The organism is uncultured Piscinibacter sp., assembly GCF_937952055.1.
Lineage (GTDB): Bacteria > Pseudomonadota > Gammaproteobacteria > Burkholderiales > Burkholderiaceae_C > Piscinibacter.
In genome coordinates, this window is the sequence record NZ_CALFYO010000021.1 from 312,639 (window position 1) to 332,925 (window position 20,287).

The 20,287-nt window shown below is 69.5% G+C and carries 13 protein-coding genes; 6 read left to right on the plus strand and 7 right to left on the minus strand.

The annotated features are described in order from the left end of the window. Positions 1-3: 3 nt before the first annotated feature. On the minus strand, positions 4-1,929 hold the full coding sequence (locus tag Q0599_RS15765; protein WP_298831215.1) for a LapD/MoxY N-terminal periplasmic domain-containing protein: 1,926 nt from the start codon (positions 1,927-1,929) through the stop codon (positions 4-6). Between the two features lie 16 nt (positions 1,930-1,945). Further along, positions 1,946-2,614, minus strand: a complete 669-nt coding sequence (locus Q0599_RS15770; protein ID WP_298831218.1) for a transglutaminase-like cysteine peptidase — start codon at positions 2,612-2,614, stop codon at positions 1,946-1,948. A gap of 254 nt (positions 2,615-2,868) precedes the next feature. Between Q0599_RS15770 and Q0599_RS15775 the strand changes: the two genes are divergently transcribed. Further along, a complete protein-coding gene (locus Q0599_RS15775; RefSeq protein ID WP_298831221.1) occupies positions 2,869-4,326 on the plus strand; it encodes a TolC family outer membrane protein in 1,458 nt (485 codons plus the stop codon). A gap of 60 nt (positions 4,327-4,386) precedes the next feature. On the opposite strand, the gene lpdA is transcribed toward Q0599_RS15775, so the two are convergent. The 3 genes from lpdA to aceE are packed head-to-tail and all read right to left on the minus strand — an operon-like array spanning position 4,387 to position 10,561. Next, positions 4,387-6,162: a dihydrolipoyl dehydrogenase gene (gene lpdA / locus Q0599_RS15780; protein WP_298831225.1), complete on the minus strand. Its 1,776-nt coding sequence runs from the start codon at positions 6,160-6,162 to the stop codon at positions 4,387-4,389. Positions 6,163-6,172: 10 nt separating this feature from the next. After that, entirely contained in the window at positions 6,173-7,837 is a 1,665-nt protein-coding gene (gene aceF, locus Q0599_RS15785; protein ID WP_298831228.1) for a dihydrolipoyllysine-residue acetyltransferase, read from the minus strand. Positions 7,838-7,855: 18 nt separating this feature from the next. Next, entirely contained in the window at positions 7,856-10,561 is a 2,706-nt protein-coding gene (gene aceE, locus Q0599_RS15790) for a pyruvate dehydrogenase (acetyl-transferring), homodimeric type (RefSeq protein WP_298831231.1), read from the minus strand. Between the two features lie 177 nt (positions 10,562-10,738). Between aceE and Q0599_RS15795 the strand changes: the two genes are divergently transcribed. The 5 genes from Q0599_RS15795 (at position 10,739) to Q0599_RS15815 (ending at position 17,617) form a co-directional block, all read left to right on the plus strand. Next, the gene (locus tag Q0599_RS15795) at positions 10,739-13,270 is read left to right on the plus strand and encodes a PAS domain-containing sensor histidine kinase (RefSeq protein WP_298831234.1); all 2,532 of its coding nucleotides are present in this window, start codon (positions 10,739-10,741) and stop codon (positions 13,268-13,270) included. Next, positions 13,267-13,890 (plus strand): response regulator transcription factor, encoded by a 624-nt coding sequence (locus Q0599_RS15800; protein ID WP_209382505.1) that lies wholly within the window; start codon positions 13,267-13,269, stop codon positions 13,888-13,890. Before Q0599_RS15795 ends, Q0599_RS15800 begins: the two co-directional genes overlap by 4 nt. 63 nt (positions 13,891-13,953) lie before the next feature. Next, positions 13,954-14,817, plus strand: coding sequence for a bifunctional methylenetetrahydrofolate dehydrogenase/methenyltetrahydrofolate cyclohydrolase FolD (gene folD, locus Q0599_RS15805; protein WP_298831237.1), 864 nt, complete (start codon positions 13,954-13,956; stop codon positions 14,815-14,817). Positions 14,818-14,826: 9 nt separating this feature from the next. Further along, positions 14,827-16,899: a M3 family metallopeptidase gene (locus Q0599_RS15810; RefSeq protein ID WP_298831240.1), complete on the plus strand. Its 2,073-nt coding sequence runs from the start codon at positions 14,827-14,829 to the stop codon at positions 16,897-16,899. An 85-nt stretch (positions 16,900-16,984) separates the two neighbouring features. Then, on the plus strand, positions 16,985-17,617 hold the full coding sequence (locus tag Q0599_RS15815) for a glutaredoxin family protein (RefSeq protein ID WP_298831243.1): 633 nt from the start codon (positions 16,985-16,987) through the stop codon (positions 17,615-17,617). Here the strand turns inward: Q0599_RS15815 and Q0599_RS15820 are convergent. Further along, on the minus strand, positions 17,607-18,779 hold the full coding sequence (locus Q0599_RS15820; protein WP_298831246.1) for an MFS transporter: 1,173 nt from the start codon (positions 18,777-18,779) through the stop codon (positions 17,607-17,609). The genes Q0599_RS15815 and Q0599_RS15820 overlap by 11 nt on opposite strands. A gap of 1 nt (position 18,780) precedes the next feature. Next, entirely contained in the window at positions 18,781-20,229 is a 1,449-nt protein-coding gene (gene rmuC, locus Q0599_RS15825) for a DNA recombination protein RmuC (RefSeq protein ID WP_298831249.1), read from the minus strand. Positions 20,230-20,287 lie beyond the last annotated feature (58 nt).

The following is a 20,287-nucleotide window of genomic DNA, read 5'->3' on the forward strand; positions in this document are numbered from 1 at the left end:
CGCTCATCCGGCGCGCGAGGCCTGAGCGCTGACCCAGGGTCCGGTCTGCGCGTCGACGCCGCACTGCCACAGCGCGGCAGCATCGGCCTCATCGGTCACGCCCTCGGCGATCACCTGCAGCGACAGGCTGTGCAGCATCGCCACCAAGCCGCCGACGAAGCCGGCCCGCGCGGTGTCGTGGCCCACGCGGTGGGTGATGGCCGCATCGAGCTTGACGTAGTCCAGGCCCAGTTCGAAGAGTCGCTCGACCCGGCCGAGCCGTTCGCCCGCATGCTCGAGGCCGACACGCGCGCCCGCCGGGCGCAGCTGGCAGGCGAGCTCGCGCACCAGCTCGAAGTGATTGGCTGCCGCGGGTTCCGGCACCTCCAGCCAGACCTGCCGCGCCGCACGCGGCGCTTGCAGCAGCTGCGCACGCAATCGCGCAGCGAAACCGCTGTCGGCCAGCGAGGCGAGGGCGAGATTGACCGCCCGCGGCTGGCCGTCGGAGGCGATCGCGGCCAGCGCCAGCGAGAGCGCGCGCTCGTCGAGTGCCGCCGTGAGCCGGCCCCGCGCCGCCAGTGGCAGCCAGCGTGCCGCCGGCTCCAGCTCGCCGTCCGCATCGAGGCGCACGCGCAGCGGCGATTCGAGATGCAGCAGCGCACCGCCCTTCTCGCGCACCGGGTACTCGACCAGGGCCACGCGGCCTTCCGCCAGTGCATCGTGGATGCGACGCCGCCATCCGCCCTCGCCCATCCTCACCAGGGACGCGCCGGCCTCGCCGGCAGTCTCCACCGCGAACGGGCCCTTCGCTTCGGCGCGTGCCAGCGCGAGGTCGACCGTGCTCATCAGTTCCGCGATCGGCACGCCACGTGCCGCCTCCACCGCGCCGGCAGCCACCGCCGCCTGAGCGCCGAAGGCCGGCAGCACCACGCGCAGCCCCTCGGAGAGCACCCGGGCCGTCTCCTCGGCGACGCCGCCGACCGGCAGGCACATCGCGAAGTCCGAGCCGTTGAGGCGGCCGACGAAGCAGCCCTTGACGCGCACGGTGTAGGCCTGCAGCGCCTGCGCAATCGCCGACAGCAGTCGGTCGGTGGTGTCGTGGCCGAGGGCGCGGTTCAGGCCCGCGAGATCGATCACGCGCAGCAATACCAGGCCACCCTCGGCGCTGCCATCCTCGCGTTGCAGCGCGGCGCCGAGCTGGCCCATGAAATGGCCACGCTGGGACAGCCCGGTCAGCGGGTCACAGGTGGCCTGTCGACGCAGGGTCTCCACCTGCTTGGCCTGGCCCTCGAACACCAGCTTGAGGCGCGCCACCATCGAGTTCATCGCGCGCACCAGCCGGCGCAGCTCGGGCGTGTCAGGCTCGGCCACGGTGACGTACTCGCCGCGCTCGAGCGAGCGTGCCTGCTCGACCGCCAGCTCGAGCGGACGGCGGATGCGCTGCACGATCAGCGCACCGGCCAGCGCGGCGAGTACGCCGACGAGGGCCATTGCCAGGGCCGAACGCTGCACCGCGCGCCAGAGCTCGTCGTGGGCGAAGGTGTCGTGGCTCTCGACCTCGACGCGGCCGAGCGCGCGCCAGCCGTCGGAGACCTGTGCCACCCCTGCGGCCGCTTCGATCGGCAGCCAGCGCGCGAACCAGCGCGGCGCGTCCAGCGGCTGCGGTGCAGCCTCGCGCAGGAAGCGCTGCGCGCCGTCCGGCGCGACGAGACGGATGCGCCGGTAGAAGCCGGTGTCGAACTGCGCCGACATCACCAGCTCCATCAGCGCCGCGTCACCCTTCTGCTGCGACAGCACCAGCGCGATCGCGGTCGCGTTGTCGGCGTTCTTCAGGCGCAGCTGCGCCTGCAACGTCTCGCGCAGCGAGTCGGTGTGGACGACCACACCCCCGACGAAGGCGAGCAGCACCACCAGGAACAGCTTGAGCCAGATCTGGCCGATCAACGACATGTAATTCTCCCTGCGCTCATTGGAACCCCTCGGCGCGCGCCTTCGCCAGGACCTCGCGCCAGCGCGACAGCCGTGCCATCGGATCGCCGGCCGGGGCCCCCGCGGCGCCCTGCCAGAGACCTTCGCTGTTGAAGCTGAACACCGGCGTGAGGTCGGACCGCCGCGATGCGGGTCTCACCTCGCCGATCAGGTTGTCGAGGATGAGAGGCTCGCCGCCGGGGAGCGGATAGTAGGCGAGCACCATGTGCGCCTGCACCACCCCGCCGGGTCCGCCGATGGCGGCACGCACATAGACCAGCCGGAGCTTCGCTGCCGGCACGCCCGCGGCCATCAGGCTGAAGTACTTGGCGATCGCATAGTCCTCGCAATCTCCCTGGCCCTTCTCGAGCGTTTCGAGCGGACTGGCCCAGTGGTCATCCACCCCCCAGGCGGCGACGTCGTCGGTGAACACCACAGGTCGGTTGTAGAAGTCGTTCACCACGGCGAGCAGCGCCGCTGCGTCCTTGCCGGTCGCGCCCGCGAGCAGCGGCTGCAGGGCGTCCACGGCGGCGGCGGCCCGTGGCCCGGCGCGCTGCGCGGCCCGCGACATCAGGTCACGGTCCCAGGCCAGGCTGGTCGCGCAGACCAGCATCAGCGCAGCGGCCGCGAGCACGCCCATCCGCCGCGGCCAAGGCGCGGCAGCCATGGGAATGAAGGCGGTCAGCCGCTGCAGCTTCGGAGGGCGCACAACGCCTTGTTCTCGTCCGTTCACTACGCGACTTGAGGCCGGTCGATCGCCACGCGAAGACGCGCCCTGTTGCAGGGGTGCGCGACCGTGAGGTGCGGCCGTGAAAAAGTGCGTGCATCGCATCACCGATCACGAAGCGAGCGTCAGCCCTCACTACACTCGACGGCGCTTGAGCCGCAACAAGGCGGCCATTCGGACCGTCCGGAAAGAACATGCATTCGAGACCCAGGGTGATTTGCGCAGCGATCTCGCTGCTGCTGGCAGCGGGCGGCAGTGTCGCCCAGAACGCGGACCCGCTGCGCGCGGCCGCGGAGAAGGCGGTGGCCACCAACCCCGAGGTCACGGCCCGCTTCAACGCCTATCGCTCGGCCACCGATGCGGTGGACGCGGCGCGCGGCGGCTTCCTGCCCCGCGTCGACCTGAACGCCAGCGTCGGGCGCGACGAAGACCGCATCACCGGGCGCCTGCCCGACGAAACGCAGTCGCTCAACCGCAGCCAGTTCGGGCTGAGCCTGACGCAGCTGCTGTGGGATGGCCTGGGCACGCGCAAGGACGTCGACCGGCTGACGCACGACCGGTTGGCGCGCTACTTCGAGCTGCTCGAAGCCACCGAACAGACGGTGCTCGAGGCAGCCCGCGCCCACTACGACGTGCGGCGCTTCCGCCGCCTGGTGCAGCTGGCCGAGGACAACTACGTGCAGCACCGCTACGCGTTCCTGCAGATCCAGTCGCGCGTCAAGGCCGGCGTGGGCCGCGGTGTCGACCTGGAGCAGGCCGGCGCGCGCCTCGCGCTGGCGGAGTCGAACCTGACCACCGAGCTGGCCAACCTGCACGACGTGACGGCGCGCTACCAGCGCGTCGTCGGCGAACTGCCGCCTGCGCAGCTGCCGACGCTGGCCATGCTGATGCCCGGCGTGCCGGCGAGCGCCGGCGATGCCGTGACCACCTCGCTGCGCAACAGCCCGGCGGTCAGCGCCAGCATCGAGGCGCTGCGCGCAGCCCGCGCACAGACCGGCGCACGCGAGTCGGCTTTCCAGCCGCGCGTCGAGGCCCGTCTGCGCAGCGCCGCCGGCCGCCACGTCGACGGCATGCAGGACCGGAAGCGCAACGGTTCGGCCGAGATCGTGCTGAGCTGGAACCTCTACAACGGCGGCTCCGACACGGCGCGCGTGCGCCAGCAGGTTGGACTGATGAACCAGGCCGCCGACCTGCGCGACCGCGTCTGCCGCGACGCCCGGCAGGTGGCGGCGATCGCCTACAACGACACGCGCAAGCTGACCGAGCAGCTCGTCTACCTGGAGCGCAACACGCTGGCCATCGAGAAGGCGCGCGACGCCTACCGCCAGCAGTTCGACATCGGCCAGCGCGGCCTGCTGGACCTGCTCAACGCCGAGAACGAGGTCTACACGGCGCGGCGTGCCTACGCCAATGCCGAGCACGACCTCGCGCTGGCCTACGCGCGCACCCACGCGGCGATGAACCGCCTGTCGACGACGCTGGGCATTGCCCGCACCGACCGGGACGCTGAAGAGGCCGCCGGCTGGACGGCCGGCGACGACGCCCCGGACCGCTGCCCGGTGGCGGTGGTGGGCGAGCTCGGCGCCAGCGACCGCGCCGCGCTCGATGCCCGCGCCGAGGGCCTGTCGCGCAACGCGCCCACGCCGCGCTGACGGCCCGGCGCCCCGCCGACCCTGCGGCGGCAGGCGCGCAGCGGCTGGCGGACTCCGCGGCTACTTCCGCACCGGCGGCAGGTCGGTGCAGGCGCCCTCGAAGGCCTCGGCCGCCAGACCGATGCTCTCGCCCAGCGTCGGGTGCGGGTGGATGGTCTTGCCGATGTCCACCGCGTCCGCCCCCATCTCGATGGCCAGCGCCACCTCGCCGATCATGTCACCGGCATGCGTGCCGACGATGCCGCCGCCGACGATGCGGTGCGTCTCCTCGTCGAACAGCAGCTTGGTGAAACCCTCGTCGCGGCCGTTGGCGATCGCGCGCCCCGAGGCCGTCCAGGGGAACAGGCCCTTCTTCACCTTCAGACCCTTGGCCTTGGCCTCGTCTTCGGTCACGCCGACCCAGGCCACTTCCGGATCGGTGTAGGCGACGCTGGGGATCACGCGGGCGTCGAATTCGGCCTTCTGGCCCGCGGCGACTTCCGCTGCCACATGCGCCTCGTGCACCGCCTTGTGCGCCAGCATCGGCTGGCCGACGATGTCGCCGATGGCGAAGATGTGCGGCACGTTGGTGCGCATCTGCACATCCACCGGGATGAAGCCGCGCTCGCCGACGATCACGCCCGCCTTCTCGGCGGCGATCTTCTTGCCGTTGGGCGTGCGGCCGACGGCCTGCAGCACCAGGTCGTAGACGCCTTCGCTCTTCGTGCCGTCCAGGCCCTCGAACATCACTCGGATGCCGTCCTTCGTCGCCTCGGCGCCGACGGTCTTGGTCTTCAGCATCAGCTTGTCGAAGCGCGGCGCGTTCAGCTTCTGCCAGACCTTGACGAGGTCGCGGTCGGCGCCCTGCATCAGGCCGTCGAGCATCTCGACGACGTCGAGCTTGGCGCCCAGCGTCGAATAGACCGTCCCCATCTCCAGGCCGATGATGCCGCCGCCGATGACGAGCATCTTCTTCGGCCGCTGGCGCAGCTCGAGCGCGCCGGTGCTGGTGACGATGCGCGGGTCGTCCTTCGGCAGGAAGGGCAGCTTCACCGCCTCGGAGCCGGCGGCGATGATGGCCTGCTTGAAGCGGATGGTCTGCGTGCTGCCATCCTTGGTCAGCACAACCTTCAGATGGAACGGATCGGCGAACTCGCCGGTGCCCTGCACCACCGTCACCTTGCGCATCTTGGCCATCGCGGCCAGCCCGCCGGTCAGCTTGCCGATGACCTTTTCCTTGTGCGCCTTGAGCTTGCCGAGGTCCACCGTGGGCTCGGCGAAGCTGACGCCGAGCGACTCGAAGTGCTTCACCTCGTCCATCACCGCTGCCACGTGCAGCAGTGCCTTGGACGGGATGCAGCCGACGTTCAGGCAGACGCCGCCGAGCGTGGCAAATCGCTCCACCAGCACCGTCTTCAGCCCGAGGTCGGCCGCACGGAACGCGGCCGAGTAGCCGCCCGGGCCGGCGCCGAGCACGAGCATGTCGCACTCGAGGTCGGCACCGCCGGCGTAGCTGGCCGCCGCCGGCGCAGTCACGGGTGCAGCGGCGGGGGCCGCCGTGGGCACGGCCGCAGCCGGCGCCGCGGCAGGCGCGGCCGCCGTCGTCGCGGCCGCAGCGCCGGCGGCGTCCAGCGTGAGGATCACCGTGCCTTCGTTGACCGTGTCGCCCAGCTTGACCTTCAGTGCCTGGACCACGCCAGCGTGCGACGAGGGGATCTCCATCGAGGCCTTGTCGCTCTCGACGGTGATCAGCGACTGCTCGGCCTTGACGGTGTCACCCGGCTTGACCAGCACCTCGATGATGGCGACGTCCTTGAAGTCGCCGATGTCGGGAACCTTGATGTCGATGAGAGGCATCGCGGGCTCCTTACAGCAGCACCCGGCGGAAGTCCGCCAGGATCTGACCGAGGTAGGCGTTGAAGCGGGCTGCCGCCGCGCCGTCGATGACGCGGTGGTCCCACGACAGCGACAACGGCAGCATCAACCGCGGCACGAACTGCTTGCCGTCCCAGCGCGGCTCGGTGCTGCTCTTGCACACGCCGAGGATGGAGACCTCCGGCGCGTTGATGATCGGCGTGAAGTAGCGCCCGCCGATGCCGCCCAGCGAGCTGATCGAGAAGCAGCCGCCGCTCATCTCCGCCGGACTGAGCTTGCCGTCGCGCGCCTTCTTGGCCAGTTCGCTCATCTCCTGCGAGATCTGGAAGATGCCCTTCTTGTCGGCATCCTTAATCACCGGGACCATCAGGCCGTTGGGCGTGTCGGCGGCGAAGCCGATGTGGAAGTACTGCTTGAGCACGAGCTGGTCGCCGTCCAGCGAGGCGTTGAACTCGGGGAACTTCTTCAACGCCGCCACGCAGGCCTTGATGAGGAAGGCGAGCATGGTCACCTTGATGCCGCTCTTCTCGTTCTCCTTGTTCAGTTGCACGCGGAAGGCCTCGAGCTCGGTGATGTCGGCATCGTCGTGGTTGGTGACGTGCGGGATGACCACCCAGTTGCGATGCAGGTTGGCGCCGCTGATCTTCTTGATGCGCCCGAGTTCCTTGCGCTCGATGGGGCCGAACTTGGCGAAGTCCACTTGCGGCCAGGGCAGCAGGCCGGGCAAGGCGCCGCCGCCCGCAGCCACGGCGGCCGCCGGCGCCTTGGCCTTCTGGGCCTGGGTCTGCACGGAGCCGGCCATCACGCCCTTGACGAAGCCCTGCACGTCTTCCTGCGTGATGCGACCCTTCGGGCCCGTGCCCCTGACTTCATCCAGCGGCACGCCGAGTTCGCGCGCGAGCCTGCGGATCGTCGGCGAGGCGTGCGGCAGGCCGGTCTTGACCACCGTGGGTTCGTGCACCGGCAGCGCTGCCGTGGGCGAAACGCGGCCTGCAGCGGGAACGCTCGCCACTGCTGCCGCCGTGACGGCAGCCGACGCGGCAGCAGGCGCTGCGGCGGCGGCCGGCGCGGCAGCGCCTCCGGTCGCCTCCACGATGGCCACCACGCTGCCCTGGCTGACCTTGTCACCGAGCTTGACCTTGACCTCCCTGACGACGCCGGCGTGGGAGGAGGGAATTTCCATCGAGGCCTTGTCGCTCTCGACGGTGATCAGGCTCTGCTCGACCTTGATGGTGTCGCCGGGTTTGACGAACACCTCGATCACCGCGACCTCGTCGAAGTCGCCGATGTCGGGCACGAGCACCTCGACCGGGCCGGCAGCCGCCGCCGGCGCAGCGGCGACCGGCACCGGCACCGCGGCCGCCACCGGCGCCGCAGCAGCCGCCGCCGTCGAAGCCGCGGGTGCGCTCGCGCCTGCCCCATCGGCCTCGAGCAGCAGCACCAGCGTGCCTTCGCTGACCGTGTCGCCGATCTTGACCTTGAGTTCCTTGACCACGCCGGCATGCGAGGACGGGATCTCCATCGAGGCCTTGTCGCTCTCGACGGTGATCAGCGACTGCTCCGCCTTCACCGTGTCGCCCGGCTTGACCAGCACCTCGATGACGGCCACGTCCTTGAAGTCCCCGATGTCGGGGACCTTGACTTCCACTACTGCCATGACTTGTCTCCGTCGTCGTTATGCGTACAGCGGGTTGATCTTGTCGACGTTGATGCCGTACTTCTTGATCGCCTCGGCCACCTTCGCGGCCGGCACCGTGCCCTCGTCGGACAGCGCCTTCAGCGCCGCGACGACGATGTAGTGGCGGTTCACCTCGAAGTGCTCGCGCAGCTTGCTGCGGAAGTCGCTGCGGCCGAAACCGTCCGTGCCCAGCACCTTGTAGGCGCGTCCCTTGGGGATGAAGGCACGGATCTGCTCGGCGAAGTTCTTCATGTAGTCGGTCGACGCCACCACCGGACCGGCATGCGGCTCGAGTTGCTGCGTCACGAACGCAACGCGCGGCTTCTCCGTCGGGTGCAGCAGGTTCCAGCGTTCGACGTCCTGGCCGTCACGCGCCAGCTCGTTGAAGCTCGGGCAGCTCCAAACGTTGGCGGCCACGCCCCACTCCTTCTCGAGCAGTTCCTTGGCCGCCTGCGACTCGCGCAGGATGGTGCCGCTGCCCAGCAGGTTCACCCGCGGCGTCTTCTTCTTGCCCTCCTCGAGCAGGTACATGCCCTTGATGATCTGCTCCTCGGTGCCCGCCTTCAGGCCCGGCATCGGGTAGTTCTCGTTGAGCAGCGTCAGGTAATAGAAGACGTTGTCCTGCTTCTCCACCATGCGTTTGAGGCCATGGTGCAGGATCACGCCGACCTCGTGCGCGAAGGTGGGGTCGTAGCAGATGCAGTTCGGAATGGTGCCGGCGAGGATGTGGCTGTGCCCGTCCTCGTGCTGCAGGCCCTCGCCGTTGAGCGTGGTGCGCCCCGAGGTGCCGCCGAGCAGGAATCCGCGCGCCTGCATGTCCCCCGCCGCCCAGGCCATGTCGCCGATGCGCTGGAAGCCGAACATCGAGTAGTACACGTAGAACGGCACCATGATGCGGTTGTTCGTCGAGTACGACGTCGCCGCGGCGATCCAGGAGCCCATGCCGCCGGCCTCGTTGATGCCCTCCTGCAGGATCTGGCCCGCCTTGTCCTCGCGGTAGTACATCACCTGATCCTTGTCGACCGGCGTGTACTGCTGCCCCGCGGGGTTGTAGATGCCGATCTGGCGGAACAGACCTTCCATGCCGAAGGTGCGCGCCTCGTCGACGAGGATGGGCACGACGCGCGGCCCCAGCGCCTGGTCGCGCAGCAGCTGGGTCAGGAAGCGAACGTAGGCCTGCGTGGTGCTGATCTCGCGGCCTTCGGCGGTGGGCTCGAGCACGGCCTTGAAGGTCTCGAGCGCGGGCACCGTGAACTGCTCGTCGGCCTTGGTGCGGCGCTTCGGCAGGTAGCCCCCCAGCGCCTTGCGGCGCTCGTGCAGGTAGCGCATCTCCGGCGTGTCGTCGGCCGGCTTGTAGAACGGGATGTCGGCCAGCTTGTCGTCCGGGATCGGCATGTTGAAGCGGTCGCGGAAGGCGCGCACGTCCTCGTCGATCAGCTTCTTGGTCTGGTGCGCGGTGTTCTTACCCTCGCCGCTCTTGCCCATGCCGAAGCCCTTCACCGTCTTGATCAGCAGCACGGTGGGCTGGCCCTTGTGGCTGTTGGCGCGATGGAAGGCCGCGTAGACCTTCTGCGGATCATGGCCGCCGCGCTGCAGCCGCCAGATGTCCTCGTCGCTCATCTTCGCGACCATCTCGAGCAGCTTGGGGTGGCGGCCGAAGAAGTTCTTGCGCACGAAGGCGCCGTCGTTGGCCTTCATCGCCTGGTAGTCGCCGTCGACCACGTCCATCATCACCTTGCGCAGGATGCCTTCCTTGTCGCGGGCGAGCAGCGGGTCCCAGTAGCTGCCCCACAGCAGCTTGATGACGTTCCAGCCGGAGCCGCGGAACTCGCCCTCCAGCTCCTGGATGATCTTGCCGTTGCCGCGCACCGGGCCGTCCAGGCGCTGCAGGTTGCAGTTGATGACGAAGATCAGGTTGTCGAGCTTCTCGCGGGCAGCCAGGCCGATGGCGCCGAGCGATTCGGGCTCGTCCATCTCGCCGTCGCCGCAGAACACCCAGACCTTGCGATTGGCAGTGTCGGCGATGCCGCGCGCATGCAGGTACTTCAGGAATCGCGCCTGGTAGATCGCCATCAGCGGGCCCAGGCCCATCGAGACGGTGGGGAACTGCCAGAACTCGGGCATCAGCTTCGGGTGCGGATAGCTGGAGATGCCCTTGCCGTCGACCTCCTGGCGGAAGTTCAGCAGTTGCTCCTCGGTCAGCCGCCCTTCCATGTAGGCGCGCGCATAGACGCCCGGCGAGCTGTGCCCCTGGATGTAGAGCAGGTCGCCGCCGTGGCCTTCGCTCTCGGCGTGCCAGAAGTGGTTGAAGCCGGTGCCGAACATCGTCGCCAGCGAGGCGAAGCTGGAGATGTGGCCGCCGAGGTCGCCGCCGTCGGCCGGGTGCAGGCGATTCGCCTTCACCACCATCGCCATGGCGTTCCAGCGCATGTAGGTACGCAGCCGCTCCTCGATCTCGACGTTGCCGGGCGTCCGCTCTTCCTGGTCGGCCGGGATGGTGTTGACGTAGGCCGTGTTGGCCGAGAACGGCACATCGATGCCGGCCTGGCGCGCGTGGTCGATCAGTTGCTCGAGCAGGAAGTGGGCGCGCTCGCCGCCTTCGGTGCCGATGACGGCCGACAGGGCGTCGAGCCACTCGCGGGTTTCCTGCGCGTCCGCATCGTTGGCGGCCGCACCGAGGAACGAATCAGGCACTGCTGACATGCTTGTCTCCTGGGGTGATTTCTGGGTGGCCGCGAGTGTCGCACAAGCCGATTCAATTTTCAAATAGTGCGAGTCACTTTCACAATATGGAATCCCACGGCCTACCCGAGCCCCGAACGATGGGGCCGTCGACTCCGCCGCAGCAGGCGCAACGCCTTGCCCGCCGATAATCCGCGCATGCAACCCGTCCACGATGTCGCCACCCCGGCGCGCGCCCCGAAGAGCTGGCCACAGCGCCTGTTCGGCCGCTGGTGGCGACGCCAGTCGCCAGCCCGCCAGGACCGCTACGCAACGCTCGGTCCGCTGGTCTCGGTGTTGCTGTTCCTCGCGGCCATCATCTCGGCCTTCTGGTACTTGCGCAACGAGGAAATCGAGCGTGAGCAGGCCTCGGTGAAGCGCGACACCGAAATCGCCCAGCAGCAGATCCGCCTGCGTCTGATCGAGAACCAGGAGCAACTGGTGCGCATCGCGCGCGAGATCGGCACGCGCACCATCGACCAGGAGGAGTTCCTCGGCCAAGCCGCCTCGTTCACACGCGAGCGGCCGGAGATCACCGCACTGATGTGGATCGGGGCCAACCGCGCGCGCAAGGCGAGCTACTCGGCCACCACCTTCCTCGCCGAGACCGGCGCGGCGCCTGAGACGGCCGGTGCCGAGCGGCCGCCCGAGCCCGATGCGGCCTTCGATGCGGCGCGCGAGCTGCGCCAGCCGGTCTACTCGCGCCCGTTCACCGACCGGCACGGCACCGCCGTGTTCCAGGTCCATGTGCCGCTGATCGACCGCGCCGCCTTCGCCGGCTCGCTGGTCGCGGAGTACTCGGTCGAAAGCCTGGTGCGCTACTTCGTGCCCGCCGAGGTCTCGAACCGCCACGCGATCGCCCTGCTCGACGCCAGCGACCGCACGCTGGCCAGCACCGTGACCAGCATGCCCGGCGCCACCTCGCGCCGCGCGCAGATCGTGCACGACGTGCCGGTGGCGCCGGCGGGCAACGGCCTGTTCCTGCGCGGCCAGGGCTACCGCACCTCAATCGGCCTGATCTCGAACACGCTGTTCTGGATGGTCGCCGCGCTGTCGGTGCTCACGGTGTGGATGCTGCTCGGCACCTGGCGCCACATGCGCCGACGCCTGCAGATGCAGAGCGCGCTGGTCACCGAGACGAACTTCCGCCGGGCGATGGAGAACTCCATGCTCACCGGCATGCGCGCGATGGACATGGAGGGACGCATCACCTACGTGAACCCGGCCTTCTGCGCGATGACCGGGTTCCTGGAATCGGAACTGATCGGGCGCCGCCCGCCCTTCCCCTACTGGCCGCCGGACCGCTTCGAGGAGAACAACCGGTTGCTGCAGCAGGAACTGCAGGGCCGCAGCCCGGCGGGCGGCATCGAGGTGAAGGTGATGCGCAAGGACGGCTCGCTGTTCGACTCGCGCATGTATGTCTCGCCGCTGATCGACCCGCGTGGCCAGCAGACCGGCTGGATGACCTCGATGACGAACATCACCGAGGCCAAGCGCATCCGCGACCAGCTCTCCGCCTCGCACGAGCGCTTCACGACGGTGCTCGAGGGACTCGACGCCGCGGTATCGGTGTTGTCGGTGCAGCAGTCGGAATTGCTGTTCGCCAACCGCTCTTACCGCCTGTGGTTCGGCGCCGATGCGCGCGGCCACGCGCTGCTCGCCGGCGGCGAGCCTTCGCCGTTCGAGAACAGCGAGTTCGGCGACACCATCGAGTCGCTCGGCGGCCTGCCGACCACCGAGCTGACCGAGGCCAGTTCCGACTCGCGAGAGGTCTTCATCGAACCGCTGCGCAAGTGGTTCGACGTGCGCACGCGCTACCTGCAGTGGACCGACGGTCGCCTGGCGCAGATGCTGATTGCCACCGACATCACGGCGCGCCGCAATGCCGAGAACCTCGCAGCCAACCAGGCCGAGAAGGCGCAGGTAACCAGTCGGCTGGTGACGATGGGCGAGATGGCCTCGTCGGTGGCCCACGAACTGAACCAGCCGCTGACCGCCATCACCAATTACTGCAACGGCATGGTCACGCGCGTGCGCAACGACGCGATCGGCAAGGACGACCTGATCGCGGCGCTGGAAAAGACCGCGCGGCAGGCGCAGCGCGCCGGGCAGATCATCCACCGCATCCGCGCCTTCGTGAAGCGCAGCGAGCCTCAGCGCCAGCCGGCGCAGGCGCGCGACATCGTGGAAGACGCGATCGAGCTCGCCGGCATCGAACTGCGCCGGCGCAACGTGGCGATCTCGACCTACGTCGCGCAGCGGCTGCCCACCCTGATGGTCGACCCGATCCTGATCGAGCAGGTCGTGCTCAACCTGGTGAAGAACGCCGCCGAGGCGATCGACAATGCGCAACTGCCGCCCAAGCGGCGCAGCATCGAGCTGCGCGTCGTGCCGCGCCACACCCCCGAGGAGGGGGGCGTGATCGAGTTCACGGTGACCGACATGGGCCCCGGCCTCAAGGAGGAGGTGATCGCCCGCATGTACGAGGCATTCTTCTCCACCAAGACCGACGGACTGGGCATCGGCCTGTCGCTGTGCCGCTCGATCATCGAGAGCCACCGAGGGCGGATCAAGGCGCAGAACCTCTACAATGGCGACATCATCGTGGGCTGCAGATTCTCGTTCACGCTGCCGGTCGATATCACCCGCAGCGACGCCCATCCGATCCCTCAATCGACCGCCGTCTCATGAGCCTGATCCCCAAGAAAGGCACCGTCTACGTCGTCGACGACGACGAGGCCGTGCGCGACTCTCTGCAGTGGCTGCTCGAGGGCAAGGACTACCGCGTCAAGTGCTTCGACTCGGCCGAGTCCTTCCTGTCGCGCTTCGATCCGCGCGAGGTGGCCTGCCTGATCGCCGACATCCGCATGGACGGCATGAGCGGCCTGGAACTGCAGGACCGCCTGATGGAGCGCAAGAGCCCGCTGCCCATCGTCTTCATCACCGGCCACGGCGACGTGCCGATGGCGGTGACGACGATGAAGAAGGGGGCGATGGACTTCATCGAGAAGCCGTTCAAGGAAGAAGAGCTGCTCGGCCTGGTCGAGCGCATGCTCGACAGCGCGCGTGCCGCCTTCAGCCAGCATCAGGAGGCTGCCAGCCGCGACGCGCTGCTGTCGCGCCTGACGACGCGCGAGGCGCAGGTGCTCGAACGCATCGTCGCCGGCCGCCTCAACAAGCAGATCGCCGATGACCTGGGCATCAGCATCAAGACGGTGGAGGCGCACCGCGCCAACATCATGGAGAAGCTCAACGCCAACACCGTGGCCGACCTGCTGAAGATCGCACTCGGCGCGCAAGCCAAGGCCTGAACGTTCACCACCCCATCGAGGCCGCTGCGAAGCGGCCTTTGTTCTTTGAAGGAGCCGACCGACATGAGCGCCCAATTGATCGACGGCAACGCGCTGGCCAAGAAGACGCGTGCCGCGGTGGCCCGGCGCGTCGCGGCGCTGGCCGAGATGGGCCATCGCCCCGGCCTGGCGGTGATCCTGGTCGGCCACAACCCGGCTTCGCAGGTCTACGTGAAGCACAAGGTTGCGGACTGCGAGAGCGTCGGCATGCACTCGGTGCTCGACCGCCACCCGGCCAACCTGCCCGAGGTCGAGCTGCTCGCGCGCATCCGCGCGCTCAATGTCGATCCGGACATCCACGGCGTCCTGGTGCAGCTGCCGCTGCCGGCGCACATCGACGCCAACAAGGTCATCGAGACGATCTCGCCGGCCAAGGACGTCGATGGCTTCCACGTCGCCAGCGCCGGCGCACTGATGATCGGACGGCCCGGCTTCAAGGCGTGCACGCCCTACGGCTGCATGAAGATGCTCGAGTCCATCGGCTGCGACCCCAAGGGCAAGCATGCGGTGGTGATCGGGCGCAGCAACATCGTCGGCAAGCCGATGGCGATGATGCTGCTGCAGGCCAACGCGACGGTCACCGTGTGCCACAGCGCCACACCCGACCTCGGCCACCACACTCGGCAGGCCGACATCGTGGTCGCGGCGGTGGGCAAGCGCAACGTCCTGACCGCCGACATGGTCAAGCCGGGTGCGGTGATCATCGACGTCGGCATGAATCGCGACGACCACGGCAAGCTCTGCGGCGATGTCGACTTCGGCGGCGTCTCGCAGGTGGCTGGCTGGATCACGCCGGTGCCCGGCGGCGTCGGACCGATGACGCGGGCCATGCTGCTCGTCAACACCATCGAGGCCGCGGAGCGCGCCGCCTCGACGCCGAACGCCTGAACCGACACGATGGACAACCCGCTGCTCGAACTCGACGAACTGACCGCGTACGACCGTATCCGCCCCGAGCATGTCACGCCGGCCGTCGACGCGCTGCTCGGCGCGGCGAACGCCGCGCTGGAGAAGGCGGTCAGCGACGCGGTACCGGCAGAGTACGACGCGCTGTCCGCCGTGCTCGACGTCGCCACCGAGCGCCTGTCGCGCGGCTGGGGCGCGGTGCGCCATCTCAACGCCGTGTGCGACACGCCGGCGCTGCGCGCGGCCTACACCGAGAACCTGGCGCGCGTCACCGAGTTCCACACCCGGCTGGGCGCCGATGAGCGGCTGTTCGCCAAGTACAAAGCCATCCTCGCCGCGCCGGCAGCAGCGTCCCTGAGCGCGCCGCGCCGCAAGGCACTGGCCAACGCGGTGCGCGACTTCGTGCTCTCCGGCGCCGAGCTGCAGGGCGAGGCGAAGCAGCGCTTCGCGCAGATCCAGGAGCGCCAGGCCGAGCTGTCGCGCGGCTTCTCCGAGCACGTGCTCGACGCCACCGACGGCTTCGCGCTCTACGTGAGCGAGGCCGAACTCGACGGCGTGCCCGAGGACGTGGTCCGCGCCGCGCGCGCCGCGGCCCAGGCCGAATCGCTGGAGGGCTGCAAGCTCACGCTGCACTTTCCGAGCTATTTCCCAGTCATGCAGTACGGCCGCAACCGGCCCTTGCGCGAGAAGCTCTACACCGCCTACGTGACGCGCGCCAGCGAGATCGGTCCGGCCGACCTCGACAACGGCCCGCTGATGCGCGAGCTGCTGGCATTGCGCCAGGAGGAAGCGCGCCTGCTCGGCAAATCCAGCTTCGCCGAGGTGTCGCTGGTGCCGAAGATGGCCGAGTCGCCGCAGCAGGTGATCACCTTCCTGCGCGACCTGGCGCACCGCGCGCGCCCCGGCGCCGAGCGCGACCTCGCTGAGTTGCGCGAATTCGCGCGCAGCGAGCTGGGCCTGGACGAATTGCAGGCCTGGGACATCCCCTTCGCCGGCGAGCGGCTGAAGGAGAAGCGCTATGCGTTCAGCGAGCAGGAGGTCAAGCCGTACTTCGTGCAGGAGCGCGTGCTCGATGGCCTGTTCCGCATCGTCGAGACGTTGTTCGAGGTGCGCATCCGCCCCGACGAGGCCCCGGTGTGGCACCCCAGCGTGCGCTTCTTCCGCATCGAGCGGCCGGCGGCCAGCGGCGACGCGCCCGCCGAGCTGCTCGGACAGTTCTACCTCGACCCGCACGCGCGCGCCGGCAAGCGGCCGGGGGCCTGGATGGACGGTACGCGCGAGCGTTGGGCTCGCCCCGGGCGCGATCTGCAGACGCCGGTGGCGCACCTGGTGTGCAACTTCGCGCCGCCGGTCGACGGCCGTCCCGCGCTGCTCACGCACGACGACGTGATGACGCTGTTCCACGAGTTCGGCCACGGCCTGCACCACCTGCTCACGCGAGTGGACGAACTCGGCGTCTCCGGCATCTCCGGCGTCGAGTGGGACGCGGTCGAGCTGCCCAGCCAGTTCATGGAGAACCTGTGCTGGGAGTGGGAGGTGCTGCAGCGCCTGTCGGGCCATGTCGACACCGGCAAGCCGCTGCCGCGCGAGCTGTTCGACCGCATGCTCGCGGCAAGGAACTTCCACAGCGGCTTGCAGATGCTGCGCCAGGTCGAGTTCTCGCTGATCGACATGCGGCTGCATGCCGAACCGGGCAGCGAGGCACGCATCGCCGAGATCGCCGCCGAGGTGCGCGCCGAGGTGTCGCTGCTGCCGACGCCGCCGTTCAACCGCTTCCTGAACAGCTTCTCGCACATCTTCGCCGGTGGCTACGCGGCCGGCTACTACAGCTACAAGTGGGCCGAGGTGCTCTCCGCCGACGCCTGGAGCGCCTTCGAGGAGGCGGCATGCCGGGGCAGCGTGCTGGACGTGACCACCGGGCGGCGCTACCGGCAGAGCGTGCTCGAGGCCGGCGGCAGCCGCAGCGCGATGGAAAGTTTCAAGTCGTTTCGAGGGCGCGAACCGCGCATCGATGCGCTGTTGCGCCATCAGGGCCTGGATGGCGGCCAGCCCGGCGCGGCGTGAGCAATTGCCGACAGGTCGGCTTGTGCGCTGCACCAGCGTGGGTACCATTGCCTGCGCGCCGACCTCTCGCGCGCCGGAGCTTTCCATGACCTCGTCCCCGCGCCATCTGCCCCGATCGACCCTGCTGCGCGCCGCACTCTTCGCCGCCGCCTGCCTGGCCGCCGGCCCCGGCTTCGCGCTGTACAAGGTGGTCGGGCCGGACGGCAAGGTCACTTACACCGACCGGCCGCCCGCGGCCAGCGCAGGCCGCATCAGCCCGATGAACAACATCACGGGAGTCGTCGAGTCGAGCCCGGCCCTGCCGGCCGAGTTGCGCGAGGCGGCAAGCCGTTACCCGGTGACGATCTACACCATCGCCAACGGCTGCGAGCCCTGCGAGGCGGGCCGCGCGCTGCTGCGCCGGCGCGGCATCCCCTACGTCGAGCGCCAGGTGATCAATGCCGAGGATGGTGATGCCTTCCAGAAGCTCACCGGCGGCCGCGACGCGCCGGTGCTCGCCATCGGCGCGCAGCAGCTCAAGGGGCTCTCGCCCGACACCTGGAACAGCTACCTCGACTCGGCCGGCTATCCCCGCGAGTCCAGGCTGCCGCCGGGCTACGCCTTTGCGTCGCCACAACCCCTCATCGAGCGGCAGGCGCCGGTGCCGGCCCAGCCCGCGCCGGCGGCGGCCGAGCCCGTGCCGGCCGCTTCGCCGACCCCGGGGGCGATCAGGTTCTGAGCGGCACGGCGGCGATACGCCGCGCCGGCATGCTGCCGACGCCCACCGCCGCGCCCATCAGCCAGAACAAGGCCGACGCACCGACCAGCGCGCCGAGCGCGCCGAACAGCACAGGCATCAGCGCGCTCGACAGATTGATCGTCATCGAACGCAGCGCGATCGCCTCGCCATGGCGATGGGCCGGGGTGATCTGGTGCAGCGTGGTCATGATCATCGGCTGCACCGCACCGAGCGCGAGCCCCAGCGCGGCGGCGAGCAGGCCCATCCACCCGGCGGTGTTCGCCAACGGATAAAGCGCAAACACCCCGGCCGTCCACAGCATCGCCCCGGCGAGCACCTGCCCCTCGCGCAGGTGCTGGGCGATCAGCGGGATGGCGAGCCGCACCGCCGCCACCGCGATCGCGAACAATCCCAGCACGAGACCGATCGCCGACGCGGGGAAGCCGCGCTCGTGGCCGAGCACCGGCACGAGCAAGGCGTGCACGTCCCAGCTCGACGAGAGCAGCCAGTTGACCGCCAGCAGCCGGCGCAGTCCCGGGGTGCGCAGCAGTTCGCCGGCGTGCAGCGCAGCCGCGTCCGGCGCACGACGCGCCGGCGCCTCGCGCGGCACGCGTCGTGCCCAGGCCAGCGCGGCCAGCGGCAGCATGAGCAACACGGCGTAGGCGGCGCGGAAGCCGCCCAGATCGATCAGCACGCCGGCAAGCACCGGGCCGACCATGTTGGCCAGCGCCGGCGCCAGGCCGAGCCAGCTGAACACGCGCTTCATCGCCGTCGCATCGACGGCGTGGCGCCCGGCGGTGCGCTGAATGGCGATCATGCCGACGTTGGCACCCGCGCCCACGAGCATCGCCGCCACGCACATCGCCGCGAAGGTCCACGCCGGCATCCAGCTCGCCGCCAGCGCAGCGCCGCCGCCCAGCACGGTCAGCAGCACCGCGATGCGCATCGGGTGGTGGTAACCGCGCCGGTCGGCGAGCCCGCCGGCCTGCAGCGCCAGCGCCACCGGTGCGGCGGCGAACAGACCCATCAACAGGCCGACCACCCAGGCTGCGTGGCCCTCGCGCAGCGCTTGCAGCGGCGCGGCCATGCGCACACCGGTCATGCAGGAATGCAGGCAGATCTGGCCGACGATCAGCGCGACCAGCACCCGCCCCGGGCCCACGTCAGGACACGTCCTCGTCGTCGGCGCCGGCGTCGGCGTCCAGCCCCGGCAACAGCGCCTGCGAGCGCGGCTCGCTGAGACCTTCCACCGACTTGAGACGGCGCGCCATCACGTTGGTGCGCGTCTGCGCGGCATCGATGGTGCTGGCGGCTTCGTCGAGCTTCTTCTTCGTCTTGGCCAGCACGTCGCCGAACTTGGCGAACTCGGTCTTCACCGCGCCGAGCACTTCCCACACCTCGGCGCTGCGCTTTTCCAGTGCGAGCGTGCGGAACCCCATCTGCAGGCTGTTCAGGGTGGCCAGCAGCGTGGTCGGGCCGGTGAGCATGACGCGGTATTCGCGCTGCAGCGCCTCGGTCAGGCCCGGCCGGCGCAGCGCCTCGGCATACAGGCCCTCGGTGGGCACGAACAGGATGGCGAACTCGGTGGTGTGCGGCGGGGCGACGTACTTTTCGCGGATGGTCTTCGCCTCCAGCCGCAGGCGCTGCTCGATGGCCTTGCCGGCGATCTCCGCGGCGGGCGCGTCGGCGCGCTCCTGGGCTTCGAGCAGACGCTCGTAATCCTCGCGCGGGAACTTCGCGTCGATCGGCAGCCACAGCGGCACGCCGTCGTCGCGCTGGCCCGGCAGACGAACCGCGAATTCGACCCGCTCGCGGCTGCCCGGCACGGTCTCGACGTTGGTGGCGTACTGCTCCGGCGTGAACACCTGCTCAAGCAACCCGGCGAGTTGCACCTCGCCGAACACGCCGCGCGTCTTCACGTTGGTCAGCACCCGATTGAGCGAACCGACGTCCTTGGCCAGACCCTGCATCTCGCCCAGCCCCTTGTGTACCTGCTCGAGCCGGTCGGCCACTTGCTTGAAGCTCTCGCCGAGGCGCTGCTCCAGCGTGGCGTGCAGCTTCTCGTCGACGGTGGCGCGCATCTGCTCGAGCTTCTTCTCGTTGTCGGACTGGATGCTCTGCAGCCGCTGCTCGATGGTGGCGCGCATCAGCTCGAGGCCGCGCTCGTTGCCCTGCGCCAGCGCCAGCAGGCGTTCGCCCTGCGCGTCGGCGAAACGCTTCAACGCCGCGTCCTGCGACTCGCGCGCCGCCTGCGAGAGTTGCGCGAGCGACTGCGTCGCCGCCTGCAGCGACTGGCCGACCTGTTGCTGCGTCGCGGCGAGCTGAGTGCGGAAGGAGTCGATCTGCTCGTTTTGCGTCCGCGCCACGTCGCCCTGCTGTGCCAGCAGCGTCTGCTGGAACAGCGCCAGCGCCTGCGACAGTTCCTGGCGCGTGCCACGCGCGCTGTCCTGCACCTCGCCGCGCAGCTCGCGGGCGACACGTTCGTTGTCGTCGCGAATCGCCTGCTGCAGTTCGCCGTCGCCGCGCCGCAGCAGCAGCCAGACGAGCAGGATGAGGTTCAGCGCGGCCAGCGCGGCCACGGCGACGAGCGTCCATTGCATCCATTCGGGCATGACGTGATTGTGACAGCGCGACTTCGCGGCACGCCCTGCAGACTCGGCGCCAAAGGAG

Bases quoted from the DNA above. Each gene is read 5' to 3' on its own strand.
- Q0599_RS15765 (WP_298831215.1), bottom strand. From the start codon at position 1,929: ATGTCGTTGATCGGCCAGATCTGGCTCAAGCTGTTCCTGGTGGTGCTG.
- Q0599_RS15770 (WP_298831218.1), bottom strand. From the start codon at position 2,614: ATGGCTGCCGCGCCTTGGCCGCGGCGGATGGGCGTGCTCGCGGCCGCT.
- Q0599_RS15775 (WP_298831221.1), top strand. From the start codon at position 2,869: ATGCATTCGAGACCCAGGGTGATTTGCGCAGCGATCTCGCTGCTGCTG.
- lpdA (WP_298831225.1), bottom strand. From the start codon at position 6,162: ATGCCTCTCATCGACATCAAGGTTCCCGACATCGGCGACTTCAAGGAC.
- aceF (WP_298831228.1), bottom strand. From the start codon at position 7,837: ATGGCAGTAGTGGAAGTCAAGGTCCCCGACATCGGGGACTTCAAGGAC.
- aceE (WP_298831231.1), bottom strand. From the start codon at position 10,561: ATGTCAGCAGTGCCTGATTCGTTCCTCGGTGCGGCCGCCAACGATGCG.
- Q0599_RS15795 (WP_298831234.1), top strand. From the start codon at position 10,739: ATGCAACCCGTCCACGATGTCGCCACCCCGGCGCGCGCCCCGAAGAGC.
- Q0599_RS15800 (WP_209382505.1), top strand. From the start codon at position 13,267: ATGAGCCTGATCCCCAAGAAAGGCACCGTCTACGTCGTCGACGACGAC.
- folD (WP_298831237.1), top strand. From the start codon at position 13,954: ATGAGCGCCCAATTGATCGACGGCAACGCGCTGGCCAAGAAGACGCGT.
- Q0599_RS15810 (WP_298831240.1), top strand. From the start codon at position 14,827: ATGGACAACCCGCTGCTCGAACTCGACGAACTGACCGCGTACGACCGT.
- Q0599_RS15815 (WP_298831243.1), top strand. From the start codon at position 16,985: ATGACCTCGTCCCCGCGCCATCTGCCCCGATCGACCCTGCTGCGCGCC.
- rmuC (WP_298831249.1), bottom strand. From the start codon at position 20,229: ATGCCCGAATGGATGCAATGGACGCTCGTCGCCGTGGCCGCGCTGGCC.